This is a genomic window from Ollibium composti (genome assembly GCF_004801285.1).
Classification (GTDB): Bacteria; Pseudomonadota; Alphaproteobacteria; order Rhizobiales; family Rhizobiaceae; genus Mesorhizobium; species Mesorhizobium composti.
This window is the reverse complement of sequence record NZ_SSNY01000005.1, coordinates 285,216-302,971: the sequence shown is the minus strand read 5'-3', so window position 1 is coordinate 302,971 and position 17,756 is coordinate 285,216. Positions and strand designations below refer to the sequence as shown.

17 protein-coding genes are annotated in these 17,756 nt (G+C 66.3%); 9 read left to right on the top strand and 8 right to left on the bottom strand.

The window, feature by feature from the left end:
* Positions 1–18: 18 nt before the first annotated feature.
* Both E6C48_RS11335 and E6C48_RS11330 read left to right on the top strand, forming a co-directional pair.
* Positions 19–1,572 carry an ABC transporter permease gene (locus E6C48_RS11335; RefSeq protein ID WP_230978729.1) on the top strand — a complete coding sequence of 518 codons (1,554 nt, stop codon included), beginning with the start codon at positions 19–21 and terminating at the stop codon, positions 1,570–1,572.
* Complete coding sequence (locus E6C48_RS11330) at positions 1,569–2,651, top strand: ABC transporter ATP-binding protein (protein WP_136357173.1); 1,083 nt, start codon at positions 1,569–1,571, stop codon at positions 2,649–2,651. Before E6C48_RS11335 ends, E6C48_RS11330 begins: the two co-directional genes overlap by 4 nt.
* Before the next feature lie 165 nt (positions 2,652–2,816).
* Here the strand turns inward: E6C48_RS11330 and E6C48_RS11325 are convergent, their stop codons facing one another.
* The 5 genes from E6C48_RS11325 to tlpA form a co-directional block, all read right to left on the bottom strand.
* Positions 2,817–3,872, bottom strand: coding sequence for a sn-glycerol-3-phosphate import ATP-binding protein UgpC (locus E6C48_RS11325; RefSeq protein ID WP_136357171.1), 1,056 nt, complete (start codon positions 3,870–3,872; stop codon positions 2,817–2,819).
* A gap of 5 nt (positions 3,873–3,877) precedes the next feature.
* Positions 3,878–4,726 (bottom strand): sn-glycerol-3-phosphate ABC transporter permease UgpE, encoded by an 849-nt coding sequence (gene ugpE / locus E6C48_RS11320; RefSeq protein ID WP_136357244.1) that lies wholly within the window; start codon positions 4,724–4,726, stop codon positions 3,878–3,880.
* A 34-nt stretch (positions 4,727–4,760) separates the two neighbouring features.
* A complete protein-coding gene (gene ugpA, locus E6C48_RS11315) occupies positions 4,761–5,645 on the bottom strand; it encodes a sn-glycerol-3-phosphate ABC transporter permease UgpA (protein WP_136357169.1) in 885 nt (294 codons plus the stop codon).
* A 175-nt stretch (positions 5,646–5,820) separates the two neighbouring features.
* Positions 5,821–7,128, bottom strand: a complete 1,308-nt coding sequence (gene ugpB / locus E6C48_RS11310; RefSeq protein WP_136357167.1) for a sn-glycerol-3-phosphate ABC transporter substrate-binding protein UgpB — start codon at positions 7,126–7,128, stop codon at positions 5,821–5,823.
* Between the two features lie 149 nt (positions 7,129–7,277).
* On the bottom strand, positions 7,278–7,958 hold the full coding sequence (gene tlpA, locus E6C48_RS11305; protein ID WP_136357165.1) for a thiol:disulfide interchange protein TlpA: 681 nt from the start codon (positions 7,956–7,958) through the stop codon (positions 7,278–7,280).
* A 45-nt stretch (positions 7,959–8,003) separates the two neighbouring features.
* Here tlpA and argH point away from each other — a divergent pair, with 45 nt between their 5' ends.
* The 5 genes from argH (at position 8,004) to E6C48_RS11280 (ending at position 14,165) form a co-directional block, all read left to right on the top strand.
* Positions 8,004–9,404: an argininosuccinate lyase gene (gene argH / locus E6C48_RS11300; RefSeq protein ID WP_136357163.1), complete on the top strand. Its 1,401-nt coding sequence runs from the start codon at positions 8,004–8,006 to the stop codon at positions 9,402–9,404.
* 99 nt (positions 9,405–9,503) lie between these two features.
* Positions 9,504–9,716, top strand: a complete 213-nt coding sequence (locus E6C48_RS11295) for a hypothetical protein (RefSeq protein ID WP_136357161.1) — start codon at positions 9,504–9,506, stop codon at positions 9,714–9,716.
* An 18-nt stretch (positions 9,717–9,734) separates the two neighbouring features.
* Positions 9,735–11,000 (top strand): diaminopimelate decarboxylase, encoded by a 1,266-nt coding sequence (lysA, locus tag E6C48_RS11290; protein WP_136357160.1) that lies wholly within the window; start codon positions 9,735–9,737, stop codon positions 10,998–11,000.
* A 113-nt stretch (positions 11,001–11,113) separates the two neighbouring features.
* Complete coding sequence (locus E6C48_RS11285; protein ID WP_136357158.1) at positions 11,114–13,714, top strand: TIGR02302 family protein; 2,601 nt, start codon at positions 11,114–11,116, stop codon at positions 13,712–13,714.
* A gap of 52 nt (positions 13,715–13,766) precedes the next feature.
* Positions 13,767–14,165 (top strand): glyoxalase superfamily protein, encoded by a 399-nt coding sequence (locus E6C48_RS11280; RefSeq protein WP_136357156.1) that lies wholly within the window; start codon positions 13,767–13,769, stop codon positions 14,163–14,165.
* A gap of 28 nt (positions 14,166–14,193) precedes the next feature.
* On the opposite strand, the gene E6C48_RS11275 is transcribed toward E6C48_RS11280, so the two are convergent.
* The 3 genes from E6C48_RS11275 to E6C48_RS11265 all read right to left on the bottom strand — a co-directional run bounded on the left by E6C48_RS11275 (position 14,194) and on the right by E6C48_RS11265 (position 15,803).
* Entirely contained in the window at positions 14,194–14,556 is a 363-nt protein-coding gene (locus E6C48_RS11275) for a response regulator (RefSeq protein WP_168734505.1), read from the bottom strand.
* Positions 14,557–14,599: 43 nt separating this feature from the next.
* The gene (gene hpt / locus E6C48_RS11270) at positions 14,600–15,142 is read right to left on the bottom strand and encodes a hypoxanthine phosphoribosyltransferase (RefSeq protein WP_136357154.1); all 543 of its coding nucleotides are present in this window, start codon (positions 15,140–15,142) and stop codon (positions 14,600–14,602) included.
* Positions 15,143–15,203: 61 nt separating this feature from the next.
* The gene (locus E6C48_RS11265) at positions 15,204–15,803 is read right to left on the bottom strand and encodes a hypothetical protein (protein ID WP_230978728.1); all 600 of its coding nucleotides are present in this window, start codon (positions 15,801–15,803) and stop codon (positions 15,204–15,206) included.
* A gap of 230 nt (positions 15,804–16,033) precedes the next feature.
* Here E6C48_RS11265 and ftsE point away from each other — a divergent pair, with 230 nt between their 5' ends.
* Positions 16,034–16,693, top strand: a complete 660-nt coding sequence (gene ftsE, locus E6C48_RS11260; protein ID WP_136357150.1) for a cell division ATP-binding protein FtsE — start codon at positions 16,034–16,036, stop codon at positions 16,691–16,693.
* Positions 16,686–17,675 (top strand): cell division protein FtsX, encoded by a 990-nt coding sequence (locus E6C48_RS11255; protein WP_136357148.1) that lies wholly within the window; start codon positions 16,686–16,688, stop codon positions 17,673–17,675. The genes ftsE and E6C48_RS11255 overlap by 8 nt, the downstream gene beginning before the upstream one ends.
* Positions 17,676–17,756 lie beyond the last annotated feature (81 nt).

The window sequence follows — 17,756 nt, the reverse complement described above, 5'->3', positions numbered from 1 at the left end:
GCGGCGCAGGCGGATTCCATGACGACGGGTTTCGCCGCCTCACCGCCGCGCGCCCGCCGCCCGCTGCCCTGGATCACCGCGGCCGCGGTCTTGGTGTCGGCGCTGGCGCTCGTGCCTCTGACCTTCATCATCTGGATCGCCATCCAGACCGGCTGGGCGACCACCTGGGCTCTTGTGGTGCGCCCGCGCGTCGGCGAATTGCTCGTCAACACCGCCCTGCTGGTGCTGCTGACGGTGCCTGTCTGTGCCGTCCTGTCGATCGCGCTCGCTTGGTTGACCGAACGCACCGACCTGCCCGGCGCCCGCCTGTGGTCGCTGCTGGCGGTGGCGCCGCTGGCCATCCCGGCCTTCGTCCACAGCTATGCCTGGGTGACGATGCTGCCCGGCTTCCATGGCCTGCCGGCCGGCGTGCTGATCTCCGTGATCGCCTATTTCCCCTTCCTCTACCTGCCGGTGGCGGCAAGCCTGCGGCGTCTCGATCCGGCGCTGGAGGACGCCGCCGCCTCGCTTGGACTCGGCCCCGCGCGCGTCTTCCTGCGCGTGGTGCTGCCACAACTGCGGCTTGCCATATGCGGCGGCTCATTGCTGGTCGGCCTGCACCTTCTGGCGGAATACGGCCTGTTCGTCTTCGTCCGCTTCGACACTTTCACCACCGCGATCGTCGACCAGTTCCAGTCGACCTTCAATGGCCCCGCCGCCACCATGCTGGCCGGCGTGCTGGTTGCCTGCTGCCTGGCGCTGCTCGCCTTCGAGATGCTGGTGCGCGGCGAGGAGCGCTATGCCCGCGTCGGCTCTGGCGCGGCACGCCTGCGCCCGCCAAGCCGCCTTGGCCGCCTGACGCTGCCGGCCCTCGCTTTGCCCCTTCTGGTCGCGCTCCTGTCCCTTGGCGTGCCGCTCGTCGTCATCGCCCGCTGGCTGACCGCCGGCGGCGTTGCCGTGTGGCGTCTCGACGAGATAGGCTTGGCGCTCGGCCAGACGCTGTTCCTGGCGCTCGCCGGCGGCCTGCTCGCCACCGTCGCCGGCATCCCCATCGCCTGGCTGTCGATCCGTGCCCCCGGCAAGCTGCAGCGCGTGCTGGAGGGATTGAACTACACGGTCGGTGCACTGCCCGGCGTGGTTGTGGCGCTGGCACTGGTGACGATCACCGTCACCGTCATGCTGCCGCTCTACCAGACGCTGGTGACGATCCTGATCGCCTATGCGCTGATGTTCCTGCCGCGCGCCATCATCTCGCTGCGCGCCTCGATCGCGCAGGCGCCGATCGAGCTGGAACGCGCCGCCGCGGGCCTCGGCCGTCCGCCGATGAGGGCCCTGTGGGCGACGACGATCCGCCTTTCGGCGCCGGGGGCGGCCGCCGGCATGGCGCTGGCCGCGCTCGGCATCACCAACGAACTGACCGCCACCCAGATGCTCGCGCCCAACGGCACGCGCACGCTGGCACTGGCCTTCTGGGCCTATAGCGGCGAGATCGACTATGCGGCCGCAGCGCCCTATGCCGCGATCATGGTGGTGCTTTCGCTGCCACTGACTTTCCTGCTCTATGCGCAATCGAAGCGGATGGCCGGACGATGAGCTTCCTCGACCTTACGGCATTGACCAGGAGCTACGGGCCGGTCAGGGCGCTGGCCGGCATCGACCTCGCCGTCGAGGCCGGCACCCGCACGGCGATCGTCGGCCCGTCAGGCTGCGGCAAGACCACGCTTCTGCGCCTGATCGCCGGCTTCGAGGCGCCCGACAGCGGGCGCATCGTGCTGGATGGGCAAACCATGGCCGACGGCGCCGCCTTCGTGCCGGCGCACAAGCGCGGCATCGGCCTCGTCGCGCAGGACGGCGCGCTGTTCCCGCATCTTTCCATCGCCGACAACATCGGCTTCGGCATGGCGCGCGGCGAGGCAGGCCGCGCCGAGCGCGTCGCCGAGCTCGCCTACATCGTCGGGCTCGACAAGGCGATCCTGAAGCGACGGCCGCACGAGCTGTCCGGCGGTCAGCAGCAGCGCGTGGCGTTGGCCCGCGCCATGGCCTGCAAGCCCCGGCTGATGCTGCTGGACGAACCCTTCTCGGCGCTCGACACCGGCCTGCGCTCCTCCATGCGCAAGGCGGTGGCCGAACTGCTCGAAAATGCCGGCATCACCACCATCCTGGTCACCCACGACCAGGCCGAGGCACTGTCCTTCGCCGACCAGGTGGCGGTGATGCGCGAGGGCGCCTTTTCGCAGGTCGGCACGCCGCGCGACCTTTACCTCAGGCCGAAGAACCGCATGGTCGCCGAATTCCTCGGCGACGCCATCGTCATTCCGGCGCGTATCGCCGGTGGCTTCGCGCAATGCTCGCTCGGCCGCATCGCCGTCGACAGCGCCGACCGGCGCGACGTGGCGCGCATCATGCTGAGGCCCGAACAGGTGCTGTTGAAGCGCACTTCGAGCGAAGGCATGTCCGGGACGCCCGACATGCTGTTCGCGGAAGTGACGGAGATGGAGTTCGCCGGCGCCGTCTGCACGGTGGCGGTCAGGCTGCTCAACAATCCCGATCCGCCCGACGCCGCGGCCATCGGCTCGACGCCCCTCATCTTGAAGAAGCCAGGCATCGAAGCACCCGCCGTCGGCGAAGTGGTGCGCGTCAGCGTCACCGGCACCGCGCATGTGCTGGAGTGACTGGTGCGTCCTTCGAGGCTCGCTTCGCTCGCACCTCAGGATGAGGGAGGTCCGCGCCCGGCAACTGGCTGAAGGCGTAATCGGTTGTTGTGATGATTTCGGCTCGCGCTATGGACCCTCATCCTGAGGTGCGAGCGAAGCGAGCCTCGAAGGACGCACGACAGATCAGATCCGTTTGCCGGCCTGATCGAACCAGTGCAGGCTTTCAGCCGTAGCCACGACCCGCAAGTTGTCGCCGGGCTGAGCGGTCGCGCGACCGGCGACACGCACGACGATACTTCCGCCGGCGGCGGCGCAATGGAGAAAACTTTCGGCACCCACCGGCTCGACCGCTTGCACGGTCGCCGGTAGCGTCACCGAGCCGGCCGGCACCTCGCCGTTTGCCGCGACGTCGGCATCCTCCGGCCGGAAGCCGATTGTTACGGCCTTGGCCGGCGTGGCAAGCCCGGTCGCGCTGCCGTCGGCGAATGACGTCCCGTCGCCGATCAGGGGCAGCAGATTCATCGGCGGCGCGCCGATGAAGGAGGCGACAAAGGTCGAGGCCGGCTTCTCGTAGACATCGAGCGGCGCGCCGATCTGCTCGACCAGCCCGGCATTCATCACCACCAGCATGTCGGCCAGCGTCATCGCCTCCAGCTGGTCATGGGTGACGTAGACGGAGGTGACGCCGAGCGAGCGCTGCAGGTTCTTGATCTCGACCCGCATCTGGCCGCGCAGCTTGGCATCGAGATTGGACAGTGGCTCGTCAAACAGGAAGACTTTCGGGCTGCGCACGATGGCCCGGCCCATGGCGACACGCTGGCGCTGGCCGCCGGACAATTCGCGCGGCCGCCGGTCGAGCAGGTGCGACAACTCCAGCGTCTCCGCCACCTCCTTCACCCGCCGGTCGATCTCGTCCTTCGGCGTGCCGCGGTTGCGTAGGCCATAGGCCATGTTGTCGTAGACCTTCATATGCGGGTAGAGCGCATAGTTCTGGAACACCATGGCGATATCGCGCTCGGTCGGGCCGATCTCGTTGACTTTCCTGCCGTCGATCGAGCAGGTGCCCGACGAGATCGCCTCCAGCCCTGCGATCATCCTGAGCAGCGTGGACTTGCCGCAACCGGACGGGCCGACCAGCACGCACAGCGCCTTGTCGGGAATGGCGATGGAAACGCCCTTCACCGCCTCGACGCCGCCGGCATAGACCTTCTTCACGTCCTTGAGGTCGACTGTCGCCATAAACGCTATTTCTCCGATTCCACCAGGCCGCGCACGAACCAGCGCTGCATCAGCACCACCACCAGGATGGGCGGCACGATGGCGAACATGGCGGTGACCATGACGAGGTGCCATTGCGTGTCGGCGTCGGCGAACGACACCATTTTCTTGAGCGCAATGACGATGGTGTTCATGTCGTTGCGGTTCGTCACCAGCAGCGGCCACAGGTACTGCGTCCAGCCGTAGATGAAGAGGATGACGAACAAGGCCGCGATGTTGGTGCGCGACAGCGGCAGCAGGATATCGAAGAAGAAGCGCCACGGCCCGGCGCCGTCGACGCGCGCGGCCTCCACCAGTTCGCCCGGAATGGTCATGAAGAACTGTCGGAACAGAAGCGTCGCCGTCGCCGAGGCGATCAGCGGCAGGATCAGCCCGGCATAGGTATCGATCAGGCCGAAATCGACCATCACCTTGTAGGTCGGCAGGATGCGCACCTCGACCGGCAGCATCAGCGTGATGAAGATCAGCCAGAAGAACGTCATCCTCAGCGGAAAGCGGAAGAAGACGATGGCGTAGGCCGACAGGATCGAGATGGCGATCTTGCCGATGGCAATGCCCAGCGCCATCACCGTGGTGTTGAACAGGAGCGTGCCGACGCCAACGCCGCCGATGCGCCCCACGCCGCCGAACAGGGCTTCCGTATAGTTGGCGAAGAACTTACCGCCCGGCAGCAGCGGCAGCGGCGGGCGCAGGATCGTCTGCAGCGTGTGGGTCGAGGCTACGAAGGTATAGTAGATCGGGAAGGCGACGACGAGGATGCCGAGGATCAGTACGGCGTGGGCGATGTAGATGCCGGTCGCCGACTGGCCGATCATCAGCTTGTCGTGCCCGCTGGCGGGCGCTTTCCGGTCAGCCATAGTGCACCTTCCTTTCCACGTAGCGGAACTGGATGGCGGTAAGCGCGATGACGATGACCATCAGAATGACGGACTGAGCCGCCGAGGAGCCGAGCAGGAGATTGACGAAGCCGTCATTGTAGACCTTGTAGACCAGCGTTTCGGTGGCCTTGCCCGGCCCGCCGCCGGTGACCGCATGGACGATGCCGAACGTGTCGAAGAAGGCATAGGTCGTGTTGATGACCAAAAGGAAGAAAGTGGTCGGCGCAAGCAGCGGGAAGACGATCGTCCAGAACCGCTTGGTCTCGCCCGCGCCATCGATGGCCGCCGCTTCGATCAGCGATTTCGGGATCGCCTGCAGGCCGGCGACGAAGAACAGGAAATTGTAGCTGATCTGCTTCCACGACGCCGCCACCACCAGCAGGATCATTGCGTCGGTACCGTCGAGAACAGGGTCCCAATGCAACCCCAGCCGCCTCAAAAGCACAGCGACGGAGCCGATGGACGGGTTGAACATGAACAGAAACAGCATGCCGGCGATGGCCGGCGCGACCGCATAGGGCCAGATCATCAGCGTGCGATAGAAACCTTTGCTGCGCACCACCTTCTCGGCCATGACGGCCAGCAGCAGCGCCACGCCCATGGCAACGGCGGCGGTGGCAACCGAGAAGACCACCGTCACCTTGATGGAATTGACGTAGGCCGGCTGTGACAGGACCTTGGCGAAATTGTCGAACCAGACGAATTTCGATTTCAGCCCGAACGGGTCTTCCTTCAGCATCGACTGGTAGAGCGCCTGCCCCGCCGGCCAGTAGAAGAAGATCAGCGTGATAGCGAGCTGCGGCGCCACCAAGAGATAGGGCAGGACCTTGTTCGGGAAAACGACGCGGGGGGTCATGTGCGATCCTCCCCCCTCGAGGGGGAGGTGCACGCGAAGCGGGCGGAGGGGGGCGCCGCGAAAGGCATCGCCTCTAGGGCCTCGCCCCAAAAGCGCTGGCACACGTCCACAATGACCCCCTCTGGCCGCTCAGCGGCCATCTCCCCCTCGAGGGGGGAGAAATCGCCGGCGCCGCTCAACCCCCGGTCGCTTCCTTGATCGCGGCGTTGCCGCGCTCGACGGCATTGTCGAGCGCTTGCTGGGCCGTTTCCTTACCGGCCAGCATGTTCTCGAATTCCTCGTTCTGGATGTCGCGCACCTGCGGCAGGTTGGGCAGGCGTACGCCCTTCGAGTTCTCGGTCGGCTCCTTACCCATCATCTGCAGGATCGGCGTCTCGCGGCCGGGATTCTTCTCATAGAAACCCGACTTTTTGGTCGCCTCGTAGGCGGCCAGCGTGACCGGCAGATAGCCGGACTTCTCATGCAGGTACTGCTGCACGTCCGTCTGCGAGAGATAGGTGAAGAAGGCGGCGATGCCCTTGTACTGCTCGTCGGTCTTGCCGCCGAACACCCAAAGGCTGGCGCCGCCAGGCGTCGTGTTCTGCGGCGCGCCCTTGGCATCGCTGTCGTAAGGCAGCTGGCCGATGCCGTAATTCATGCCCGACTTGACGATGTCGCCGAGGCCGCCCGACGATTCGGTCATGATGCCGCATTCGCCGGCGAGGAAGAGCTGCTTGGCTTCCGAAGTGCGGCCGCCGTACTTGAACGTGCCGTCCTTGGCGAGATCGGCGAGCGCCTGGAAATGATTGACGTAGATCGGCGCGTTGATCTTCAGTTCCGGCGTACCGCCTTCGAGGCCGTTCTGATTGGTCGCCCACGGCACGTTGTTCCAGGCGGCGAAGTTCTCCAGATGGATCCAGGTCAGCCAGGTCGAGGTGTAGCCGCAGGCAGCCGCACCGCTGGTCTTGATCTTCTTGGCCATGTCCCAGACCTCGTTCCAGGTCTTGGGCGGCGTGTTCTCGTCGAGACCCGCCTTCTTGAAGATGTCCTTGTTGTAATAGAGGATCGGCGAGGAGGAGTTGTAGGGGAAGGACAGCATCGTGCCGTCCGGCTTCGAATAATAGCCTACGATGCCCGGCAGGTACTGGCTCTTGTCGAACTTCATGCCGGCGCCTTCCAGCACCTCGGCCACCGGCTTGACCGCGCCTTCGGCAGCCATCATCACGCCGGTGCCGACGTCGAAGACCTGGATGATGTCGGGCGCCTGCTTGGCGCGGAAGGCAGCGATGCCGGCGTTCAGCGCTTCCGGATAGGTGCCCTTGAAGACCGGGACGATCTCGTAGTCTTTCTGGCTGGCGTTGAAATCCTTGGAAATCTTGTCGACCACCTCGGCATTGGCGCCCGTCATGGCATGCCACCAGGTGATCTGCGTCGCGGCAAACGCCGTCGTGGTGGAAAACAGGGTCAACGTGGCGGCGGCGGCCGCAAAGCCGTGAAACTTCATGTCTCTCTCCCGATCTGTCATTGGCGAAACGTGTTCGCGACGGCAAGTATCGGCGGATTGTGACAGGTGCGCAATAGTTCTGTTAAGACTGCGTGACCTTTCACACAAAGTTCGGATCGGTTTCGTTTGAGCGGCCGGCAGAGGACCGCTCAGTTTTCGAGCGAGGCTTCGATGAGTTTGCGAGCATCCGGGCTCGCCCATTCGGCGGGGCCGTTCATATGGCCGACGAGGCAGCCCTCACCGTCCACCAGCATGGTGACCGGCAGGCCAAGCGCCAGTCCGCGTTGCTTGACGTCGTTGAAGACCCCCATGGAGGCGTCGCGATAATAGCCGAGTGTCTTGATGCCGATGTCGGCGAGGAACTTCTTCGGCTTGGCGTCGTCGCCGGTGTCGACGTTGACGGCGACGACCTCGAAGCGATCGCTGCCCATCTCCTTTTGCAGCGCGTCGAGCGCCGGCATCTCGGCCCGGCACGGCGCGCACCATGTCGCCCACAGGTTGAGCAGCACCGTCTTGCCTGTGTGACCGGCCAGCGTCATCGGCTTGCCGTCCGGCCCCTCGAAGGAAAGGTCCTTCAGCGACTGTGGCGGATCAGCCGGCAGCAGCGCCGCCACCTCCCCGGTGGCCGAGGCGGCCACGGTCTTCGCCCTGTCGGCCTTGGCCGCGCAGGCGGCATCGTCGGGGCCGGAAGCGGCGGCGACCGTTTCGGGTGCCGTGTTGCCAGACCCGCTCTCCCTGACATATACCGCGACCGCGCCGGCCAGCGCGCCGGCGACCAGCGCGGCGAGCACCAGGCGCGGGGCCGGGAGAAGGTTTTTGCCGTTTGCCATGGTCCTGATGTCTTCCGAAACGGTTTGGTCGAGCGGGTTATAGCGATGGGTGACGATAAGGCCAGCAACCAGATGTGGGGCGGACGTTTTGCCTCGGGTCCGGCCGCGATCATGGAAGCGATCAACGCTTCTATAGACTTCGACCGCAAGCTCTACGCGCAGGACATCCGCGGCTCGCTCGCCCACAGCGAGATGCTGGCGCAAACGGGCATCATTTCGGCCGCCGATCAAGAAAAAATCGCTCACGGGCTGAACACGATTGCGAAAGAAATCGAGGGCGGCACCTTTGCCTTTTCGAAGAAGCTCGAAGACATCCACATGAACATCGAGGCCCGCCTCGCCGAACTGATCGGCCCGGCGGCCGGCCGCCTGCACACGGCGCGTTCCCGCAACGACCAGGTGGCGGTCGATTTCCGCCTCTGGGTGAAGGACGAATTCAACCGCGTCGCCGCAGCGCTCAAGGACCTGATCGCCGCCTTCCTCGACCGCGCCGAGGAACACGCCGCGACCGTCATGCCGGGCTTCACCCATCTCCAGACCGCGCAGCCGGTGACGTTCGGCCACCATTGCATGGCCTATGTCGAGATGTTTGCGCGCGACCTGTCGCGCGTGCGCGACGCCATCGAGCGCATGGACGAAAGCCCGCTGGGCGCCGCAGCGCTCGCCGGCACCGGCTTTCCGATCGACCGCCACAGGACGGCGAAGGCGCTGGGTTTCCGCGAGCCGACCCGCAATTCGCTCGACAGCGTTTCCGACCGCGATTTCGCGCTGGAGTTCCTTTCCGTCGCCGCCATCTGCGCCACCCACCTGTCGCGGCTGGCCGAGGAGATCGTCATCTGGTCGACGCCGCAGTTCGGCTTCGTGCGACTGTCGGATCAGTTCTCGACCGGCTCCTCCATCATGCCGCAGAAGAAGAACCCGGACGCCGCCGAACTGGTGCGCGCCAAGACGGGCCGCGTCAACGGCCACCTGATCGGCCTGCTCACCGTCATGAAGGGCCTGCCGCTGACCTATTCCAAGGACATGCAGGAGGACAAGGAAGCCGTCTTCGACACCGCCGAGACGCTCGACCTGATGCTGGCGGCGATGACCGGCATGGTGCGTGACCTGACCGTCAACGAGGCCGCCATGAAGAAGGCCGCCGGCTCCGGTTACGCCACCGCCACCGACCTCGCCGACTGGCTTGTGCGGGAACTCGGCCTGCCCTTCCGCGAGGCGCATCACGTCACCGGCCGCGCCGTGGCGCTGGCCGAGAGCAAGAAGGCCGGGCTGGAGAAGCTGTCGCTGGAGGACCTGCGGTCCATCCATCTTGGCATCACCGCCGATGTCTTTTCGGTGTTGGCGGTGAAGAACTCGGTCGCCAGCCGCAAGAGCTTCGGTGGCACCGCGCCGGCGGAAGTGAAAAAGCAGGTCCGCGCCTGGAAGAAGCGGCTCGCCAAAGCATGAGGGCGGGGTGCATTTAATTGCAAACTCGGCTATAGCCGGACCGGCCATTGCGCAGCGGCGCATTGCTCACGTGTACAGGCAGAACGGACGGACGCAGCGATGACCGCAGGCAGGATATTCACGGCGCTGGCGCTCGTGGCAACCATGGCGCTGGTTTCAGCCTGCGGGCGCAGGCCGGGGCAGCTCGACACGCCCTACGAGGCCACCGTCCAGGCCCGCAAGGACGCCGAGAAAGCCAAGAAGCCGCTGCCGCCGGAACCCGCGCAACCGGAGACCGACAAGCCCTTCATTCTCGACAGATTGATCCAGTAGCGTTTCCGGGCCTTTCCAGTGAACCATTTCGACTATCGCGACGGCGTGCTGCACGCCGAAGACGTGGCGATCCCCGATATTGCGGCGGCGGTCGGCACGCCCTTCTATTGCTATTCGACCGCCACGCTGACCCGCCATTTCCGCGTCTTCTCCGAGGCCTTCGCCGGGCTCGATGCGCTGGTCTGCTACGCCATGAAGGCGAACTCCAACCAGGCCGTGCTGAAGACGCTGGCCAAGCTCGGCGCCGGCGCCGACGTGGTGTCGGAAGGCGAGATGCGCCGCGCGCTGGCCGCCGACATCCCGGCCGACAAGATCCTGTTCTCCGGCGTCGGCAAGACGGCGCGCGAGATGGATTTCGCGCTGCAAGCCGGCATCCTGTGCTTCAACGTCGAATCGGAGCCGGAACTGGAATTGCTCTCGGCCCGCGCCGTCGCACTTGGCAAGACAGCGCCCGTCTCGCTGCGCATCAACCCCGACGTGGATGCGAAAACCCACAAGAAGATTTCCACCGGCAAGGCCGAGAACAAGTTCGGCATCCCCCGCCAGCGCGCCCGCGAGGTCTACCGCCGCGCCGCCGAACTGCCGGGCATCCGCGTCACCGGCATCGACATGCATATCGGCAGCCAGATCACCGAGTTGCAGCCCTTCGACGACGCCTTCGCCCTGCTGGTCGATCTGGTCGACATGCTGCGCGCGGACGGCCACGCCATCGACCATGTCGATCTCGGCGGCGGCCTCGGCATCCCCTACCGGGCCGACAACAACCCGCCGCCGCTGCCCGACGCCTATGCGGCGGTGGCGCGCAAGCATGTCAGCAAGCTCGGCCTCAAGATAATGTTCGAGCCGGGCCGTATGATCGTCGGCAATGCCGGCATCCTCGTCGCTGAAGTCGTCTATGTGAAGGAAGGCGACGCGAAGAATTTCCTCATCGTCGATGCCGCGATGAACGACCTCATCCGCCCCACGCTCTATGACGCTTTCCACGATATCCGCCCAGTCGTCCAGCCGGCACCCGATGCCCAGCGCCTCAAGGTCGACGTCGTAGGCCCGGTCTGCGAGACGGGCGATTTCCTGGGCCTCGACCGCGACCTGCCGCGCCTGAAGGCCGGCGACCTCATCGCGGTGGGAACCGCCGGCGCCTACGGCGCGGTGCAGGCCGGCACCTACAATTCCCGCCTGCTGGTGCCGGAAGTGCTGGTGGACGGCGACCGGTTTGCGGTCGTGCGTCCACGCCAGACCTATGACGATCTGATCGGGCTGGACCGGCTGCCGGACTGGCTCTGACAAACGAGGCAGGCGCATCACGTTTTTGGAACCTGCCTCGCCTTTGCCGTGTTTGCTGGTATTGTCTGCGAAGTGAGGCCGCCCACCCCAAGGCCGGCGGCGAACAAGGGCCGATGACGGAACGACCCGCAGTCAGCACCGGAAGGCATCTCGCGGCGCGGCTTGCCGCCAGCCGCACGCTCACGCGCGCCGCCATCGTCGTCGAGCGTGGCTGGCCACTCGTACTGCCGTTCGTCATTGTCGCCGTCCTTTTCCTCAGCTTTGCCTGGTTCGGCCTGTTCCCTCGCCTGTCGGATACCGTGCGCCTCGTCGTCGTGACAGGCTTTGCACTGGCCGCGCTGGCCGCTCTCTATCCCTTGCGTTTCTTCCGCCTGCCGACGGCCGCCGAAGTGGACCGCCGCATCGAGGCTGCAAACGCGCTGCCGCACACGCCCTTGCAGGTCCGTACCGACCGGCCGAGTGGCCATGGCTCGGCCTTCTCGCAGGCGCTGTGGGACGAGCACCAGCGCCGCATGGCGGCCCGCCTGAACCGTCTCGGCGCAGACCTGCCGCGCCCGCGCGTGCCGGACCGCGACCCCTGGGCGCTGCGCGCGGTGGCGGCCCTCGCCCTCGTCGCGGCGCTGGCCTTCTCGCTCGGTCCGCAAGGCGGCAGCGTCGCCGATGCCTTCCGCCAGCGGCCGACGGCGGAAACCGTGCCGCCGCGCATCGACGCCTGGGTAACGCCGCCGGCCTATACCGGCAAACCGCCGATCTTCCTGACCGCCGACGCCAACCAGGGCACGAGTGCCTTCACCGTACCGCAGGGTAGCGACGTCACCCTGCGGGTTACCGGCGGCGCAGGCGACGAGACGCTGGGCTATCGGGACACCGGCGGCAACACCCGCCAAATCGAGGCCGCACAACCCAAGGCGACTGCCGCCAACACGCCCGGAGCAGGAAGCACCGGCGCACCCGCGACAGGTCCGGCCGTTCGCCAGTTCGCCGGCAAGCTCAATACCGACGGCGAACTCTTCCTGAAATCCGGCGAAACCGAACGCGGCCGCTGGCGTTTCGCCGTCGTGCCGGACACCGCGCCGCAAATCCGGTTCGTCGGCGACCCAAAGCGTGCCGCCAACGGCACAATGGAGCTGAACTACCAGATCGACGACGACTACGGCGCGTCGACGGCACGAGCCGACTTCGCGCTCGCCGATCCGCCGGCGCCGGGTACCCGCCCGCTCTATCCCGTGCCGGAAATGCCGCTTTCCCTGCCGCGCCGCGGCGGCAAGGCCAATGCCGCCCGCACCACCAAAGACCTGACCGAGCACGTCTGGGCCGGCTCGACCATCCGGCTGACGCTGGAGGCGGCCGACGACGCCGGCCAGGTCGCCCGCAGCGAGACGAAGACGCTCACCATGCCGGAGCGGCCTTTCACCAACCCGCTGGCGCGCGCCGTGATCGAGCAGCGGCGCCTGCTTGGACTCGATGCCAACGCCCGGCCGCACGTGCTCGACCTGATGGACGCCATCACGCTGCGTCCTGAGGATACGTTCGACAACATGGCGCATTACCTGGCCATCATGAGCGCCCGCAGCCGGCTCAAGCTGGCCGACAGCGACGACCAGTTGCGCGACGTCGTTTCCTATATGTGGGACATCGCGCTCGGCATCGAGGAAGGCGACCTGTCGGCGGCCGAGAGGAAGCTCAGGCAGGCGCAGCAGAACCTGCAGGACCTGTTGAAGAACGGCGCCAGCGACGAGGAGATCGACAAGGCGATGAAGGAATTGCGCCAGGCGATGCAGGACTTCCTGCGCGAATTCGCCGAGCGCCATCCCAACGACAGGAACGCCCCGCGCATGCCCGACGGCGCCAGGGAGCTCAGCCAGCGCGACCTCGAGCGGATGATGGACCAGATCGAGAATCTGGCGAAGTCGGGCGACCGCGACAAGGCGCAGCAGTTGCTGTCGCAGCTCGAAGACATGATGAACAACCTGCAGGCCGGCCGTCAGCAGCAGCAGAGGCAGGGCCAGAGCGAGATGCGCCAGCAGATGGACAAGCTGGGCGAGATCATGCGCCGCCAGCAGGAGATGATGAACGAAACCTTCCGCATGGACCGCATGCAGCCAGGCCAGCAGGGCGAGGAGCAGGAGTTCGGCGAGAACCAGGGCATGCCGGGCGAGCAGGACCAGCCGCAGAACGGCCAGCAAGGCCAGCAGGGCGACGGCAAGCCGATGACGCCGCAGGAGTTCGCCGATGCCTTGAAGCAGTTGCAAGAAGGCCAGGGCAAGCTGCAGAAGGACCTGGAACAGCTCGGCAAGAGCCTGGAAGGCATGGGTATGCAGCCGAACCAGGGGTTCGGCGATGCCGGCAAGGAAATGGGCAGTGCCGAACGCTCGCTCGGCGACGCGGACGGCAACGGCGCCGTCGGCCATCAGGGCCGGGCGCTGGAAGCCCTGCGCAAGGGCGCGCAGGACATGATGCAGCAGTTGCAGGCCATGCAGGGCGACGAAGGCGGCGCGCAGGCGGGCGGGCGCCAGCAGAATGCCGACCGCGATCCGCTCGGCCGTCCCCGCGCCACCGAAGGCCCGGACTTCGGCGATTCGGTGAAGGTGCCGGACGAGATCGACGTGCAGCGCGCGCGCCAGATCCTCGAAGCCATCCGCAAGCGGCTGGGCAACGCGCTCTCGCCCGACGTCGAGCGCAGTTACCTGGAACGCCTGCTGGAGTTGAAGTAGGGCGCGATCCGAACCCTGGTCGCTAGGGCATTCTTTCCGGCGATGGTGAACGATGACGAAGCTCGGCAACGTAACGCCCATCCTGCGCATCTTCGACGTGGCCAAGGCGCATGAGTTCTATGTCGGCTTCCTCGGCTTCACGATCGACTGGGAGCACCGCTTCGACGACAACGCGCCGCTCTACGTCGGCATCTCGCGCGATGCCTGCGTCCTCCACCTGAGCGAGCATCATGGCGACGGCACCCCGGGTTCCACCGTTCGCATCCGCACGCAGGACGTGGCGGGCCTCCATCAGGAGTTGATCGGCAAGAGATACCGCTTCGCGCGGCCGGGCCTCGAACACACGCCATGGCAGACCAGGGAAGTCACGGTCGCCGATCCCTTCGGCAACCGGCTGACCTTCTGGGAAGAAGCGGACGGACAGGGTGCAGAGGCGGAACCGGCTTCGTAATTCCGGGCAGCGGTTCGATATCCGCCGTTCAGTTCAGCGCGCGGCTCACCCGTTCGCGGATTTCGGCGAGCGTGAACGGCTTCTGCACGACGTCGCGAATGATGCCGTTCAGTTCCTCGGCGCGCTCGCGCTGGTCGGCATAACCGGTGACCAGCATGATGCGCATCGCCGGATAGGCGGCGGCCGCCGCCTTCGCCATTTCGATGCCGTCCATCTCCGGCATGCGGATATCCGAAACGACGAGGTCGTAGCCGCCAGCCGCGGCACGGATCGAGGCCAGTCCGGCCGCGCCGTCGGCGGCGACGTCGATCTGGTGCCCGGCGCGTTCGAGCGCGCGGGCGGCGAGTGTGCGGACGGATTCGTCGTCCTCGACGATCAGGAGCTTTGCCATGGCGCGCACCATGGCGGCTAAGCGTTAAACTTTTCCTGATCGCCTACGCGTCGCCGCGCACGATGCCGACAAAGGGCAATTCGCGAAAAGCGTGCCCCACATCCATGCCGTAGCCGACAACGAAGAAATCCGGGCAGTCGAAGCCGACATAGTCGGCGTTCAGCGTGGTCTGGCGGCGCATGCGCTTGTCGAGCAGCACGGCGATCGAGCAGCTTTTGGCGCCGCGCGACAACATTAGTTCGCGGGTGAACTTCAGCGTCTTGCCCGATTCCAGGATGTCGTCGATCAACAGCACGTCGCGTCCGGCGACCTCGTTGTCGATGTCGCGCAGCACCCTAACCTCGCCGCTGCTGGTGCCGGCGCCGTAACTGGAGATGAAGATGAACTCGACCTCCGGCGCGAGACCGGCATCGTGCATGGCGCGGATGAGGTCGGCGGCGAAGATGAACGAGCCCTTCAAGACCGAGATGACCAAAAGGTCGTGGTAGTCGCGCGAGGCGATCTCCTTGGCCAGCTCCAGATTGCGCTGGGCAATGGCCGACGCCGAAAACAGCACCTCGATTGACTTGCCGCGAACGACTGGCATGCTGCGTCTTCCCCTATCGTTCAGGGTTTGTGAGATCCGGTTCGGCCAAACCTCGGCCGACCTATTCGGCGAACGTGACCGATACGGTCCCTACGCCGTTCTTAGGCACGTCCAATCGGCTGGAAAAGGCGAATCTTTCACCGGCAGCCAGAATGCGGCCGGATGTCCCCAGCGTATAGCGCGTCACGCGGCCGTCGGACGCGGCGACACGGATTTCCAGCGGCGGCAGGACGCCGGCCTCGCCGCCCTCGTTGGCGGCCTCGCCGTCGACGAGCAGCACGGGCTTGGTTCCCGATACGTCGAAGCGCGACCTGACGCCGGTCACGCTGAAAGCGGCCTGCACTGCCGGCGGCCCGGAGAACAGCCCAGAATCGCGCACCAGCGCATGCCCTCCAGAGACCCAGAACGCGGCGAGCGCGATGCCGATGCCGGTGATCCAGAACAGCGGGCCGCCACGCGCCGGCGCCCGTCGTTCCGGTTCCGTCTTTTCCTTGCGCAGCATATCCATGCCGACGCGCGGCGATGCCTGCGCAGTCTCGACCTTCACCGCCGGGATAGGCTCCGGCCTGCCGGGTCGCACGACCTCGTAGTCGGCGTCGACGACATCGGCGGGATCAACGGCGCGGCGCGGCGCCACGCCATCGAATGCGACGGCGGCCATGATTTCGCCGGAAACCGGGCGTGCCGTCCGCCTGTGCGCCCTTGCGCCCGAGATTGTCCCTGATAGTGCCATATTGCGTTTTTCGTAAACGGAATTGGTTAACGCTTCCCGACCGGAGAGACTTTGACGCACCCGCCAGAGCCACAATTTAACCGCCCGTTAACCATGCCGCCCGATGGTTTCAAAGAAACGGGCGGCGCGCCGCCACGCAATCACCCAGGTCGTCGAACGTGATCCGCTTCGAAAATGTCGGCCTCCGCTATGGCATGGGTCCGGAAATCCTCCGCGACATCACCCTGCAGATACCGGAGCGCTCGTTCCAGTTCCTCAGCGGGCCGTCGGGCGCCGGCAAGACGACCCTGCTGCGCCTGCTCTTCCTGTCGCTGAAGCCGACGCGCGGGCTGATCACCGTCTTCGGCAAGGATCGCGCCCGCATCCCGCGTTCGGAACTGCCGCTGCTGCGCCGGCGCATCGGCGTGGTGTTCCAGGATTTCCGCCTGCTCGACCACATGACGACCTACGAGAACGTAGCGCTGCCGCTGCGCGTGCGCGGGCGCGAGGAATCCAGCTACCGCACCGACGTGACCGAACTGCTGAAATGGGTGGGACTGGGCGAGCGCATGCACGTCCTGCCGCCGGTACTCTCCGGCGGCGAAAAGCAGCGCACCGCTATCGCCCGCGCCCTGATCGAGCAGCCGGAAATCCTGCTGGCCGACGAGCCGACGGGCAATGTCGACCCGCAGCTTGCCCGCCGCCTGCTGCGCCTGTTCATCGAACTGAACCGGCTGGGCACCGCCGTCGTCATCGCCACGCACGACCTCGGCCTGATGGATCAGGTCGACGCGCGCCGGCTGATTCTCTCGGGCGGAAGGCTGGACATCTATGACTGACCTGTCCGCCGACCACCCCAAAGAGAGCAGCGCCGGACGCGTCGAGGTGCGCGAGCGCATCCAGCGGCGCAGCGCCCCCATCGTGCCGGCCGGCAACATCGCCGGGCGCGCGCTGGTGCTGGTCATCGCCATCATGACCTTCCTGTCGTGCCTCACCTTCGGCGCGGTGACGCTGGTGCGCGACACCGCCTCGGTGTGGGAAAACCAGATCTCGCGCGAGGCGACGATCCAGATCAAGCCGGCCGACGGGCTGGACATGGAGGCCGCCCTCGCCACCGCCGCCGAGATCGCTGCCGCGACGCCGGGCGTGACCGGCACCCGCATCGTCGACCGCGACGCCACCGCGCGTCTTCTCGAACCCTGGCTGGGGGCCGGACTGGACATCGAGGCCCTGCCGGTGCCGCGTCTCGTCATCGTCACCATCGACGAGGTGAACCCGCCGGATTTCACAGCCTTGAGGACAGCGCTCGCCGGCAAGCTGCCGACGGCTGGACTGGACGACCACCGCACCTGGGTGGACCGGCTGGTCGCCATGGCCCGCACCACGGTCGCCATCGGCATCGCGGTGCTGGCGCTGATGCTGGCGGCGACGGTGCTGACCGTCGTCTTCGCCACGCGCGGCGCCATGGCCGGCAACGGCCACATCATCGAGGTGCTGCATTTCGTCGGCGCCGAGGCTCGCTTCATCGCCCGCGAGTTCCGCCGCCATTTCCTTTTGACCGGCATGAAAGGCGCGGCTGCCGGCGGCGCGGCGGCGATCCTCGTCTTCATCGTCTTTTCCTGGTGGTCGTCGCGCAACATGGCGACCCCGCAGGCCGACCAGGCGACCGCGCTGTTCGGCCATTTCGCCATCGGCTGGGCCGGCTATCTCGGCGTCTTCCTGATGGTGCTGGTCATCGGCGTTTTGACGGCGGCGACCTCGCATGCCACGGTCGTGGCCTTCCTCAGCGACCTCGACGCTCGCCAGACCGACACGGGATAGGGCCAGATCGCCGATGGATTTGACCTGGCGCAACCAAACGACGGCTGCGACCTACCAAAGGCCGCAATTCGGAGTTAACCA

Bases quoted from the DNA above. Each gene is read 5' to 3' on its own strand.
- E6C48_RS11335 (WP_230978729.1), top strand. From the start codon at position 19: ATGACGACGGGTTTCGCCGCCTCACCGCCGCGCGCCCGCCGCCCGCTG.
- E6C48_RS11330 (WP_136357173.1), top strand. From the start codon at position 1,569: ATGAGCTTCCTCGACCTTACGGCATTGACCAGGAGCTACGGGCCGGTC.
- E6C48_RS11325 (WP_136357171.1), bottom strand. From the start codon at position 3,872: ATGGCGACAGTCGACCTCAAGGACGTGAAGAAGGTCTATGCCGGCGGC.
- ugpE (WP_136357244.1), bottom strand. From the start codon at position 4,726: ATGATCGGCCAGTCGGCGACCGGCATCTACATCGCCCACGCCGTACTG.
- ugpA (WP_136357169.1), bottom strand. From the start codon at position 5,645: ATGACCCCCCGCGTCGTTTTCCCGAACAAGGTCCTGCCCTATCTCTTG.
- ugpB (WP_136357167.1), bottom strand. From the start codon at position 7,128: ATGAAGTTTCACGGCTTTGCGGCCGCCGCCGCCACGTTGACCCTGTTT.
- tlpA (WP_136357165.1), bottom strand. From the start codon at position 7,958: ATGGCAAACGGCAAAAACCTTCTCCCGGCCCCGCGCCTGGTGCTCGCC.
- argH (WP_136357163.1), top strand. From the start codon at position 8,004: ATGGGTGACGATAAGGCCAGCAACCAGATGTGGGGCGGACGTTTTGCC.
- E6C48_RS11295 (WP_136357161.1), top strand. From the start codon at position 9,504: ATGACCGCAGGCAGGATATTCACGGCGCTGGCGCTCGTGGCAACCATG.
- E6C48_RS11285 (WP_136357158.1), top strand. From the start codon at position 11,114: ATGACGGAACGACCCGCAGTCAGCACCGGAAGGCATCTCGCGGCGCGG.
- E6C48_RS11280 (WP_136357156.1), top strand. From the start codon at position 13,767: ATGACGAAGCTCGGCAACGTAACGCCCATCCTGCGCATCTTCGACGTG.
- E6C48_RS11275 (WP_168734505.1), bottom strand. From the start codon at position 14,556: ATGGCAAAGCTCCTGATCGTCGAGGACGACGAATCCGTCCGCACACTC.
- hpt (WP_136357154.1), bottom strand. From the start codon at position 15,142: ATGCCAGTCGTTCGCGGCAAGTCAATCGAGGTGCTGTTTTCGGCGTCG.
- E6C48_RS11265 (WP_230978728.1), bottom strand. From the start codon at position 15,803: ATGGCCGCCGTCGCATTCGATGGCGTGGCGCCGCGCCGCGCCGTTGAT.
- E6C48_RS11255 (WP_136357148.1), top strand. From the start codon at position 16,686: ATGACTGACCTGTCCGCCGACCACCCCAAAGAGAGCAGCGCCGGACGC.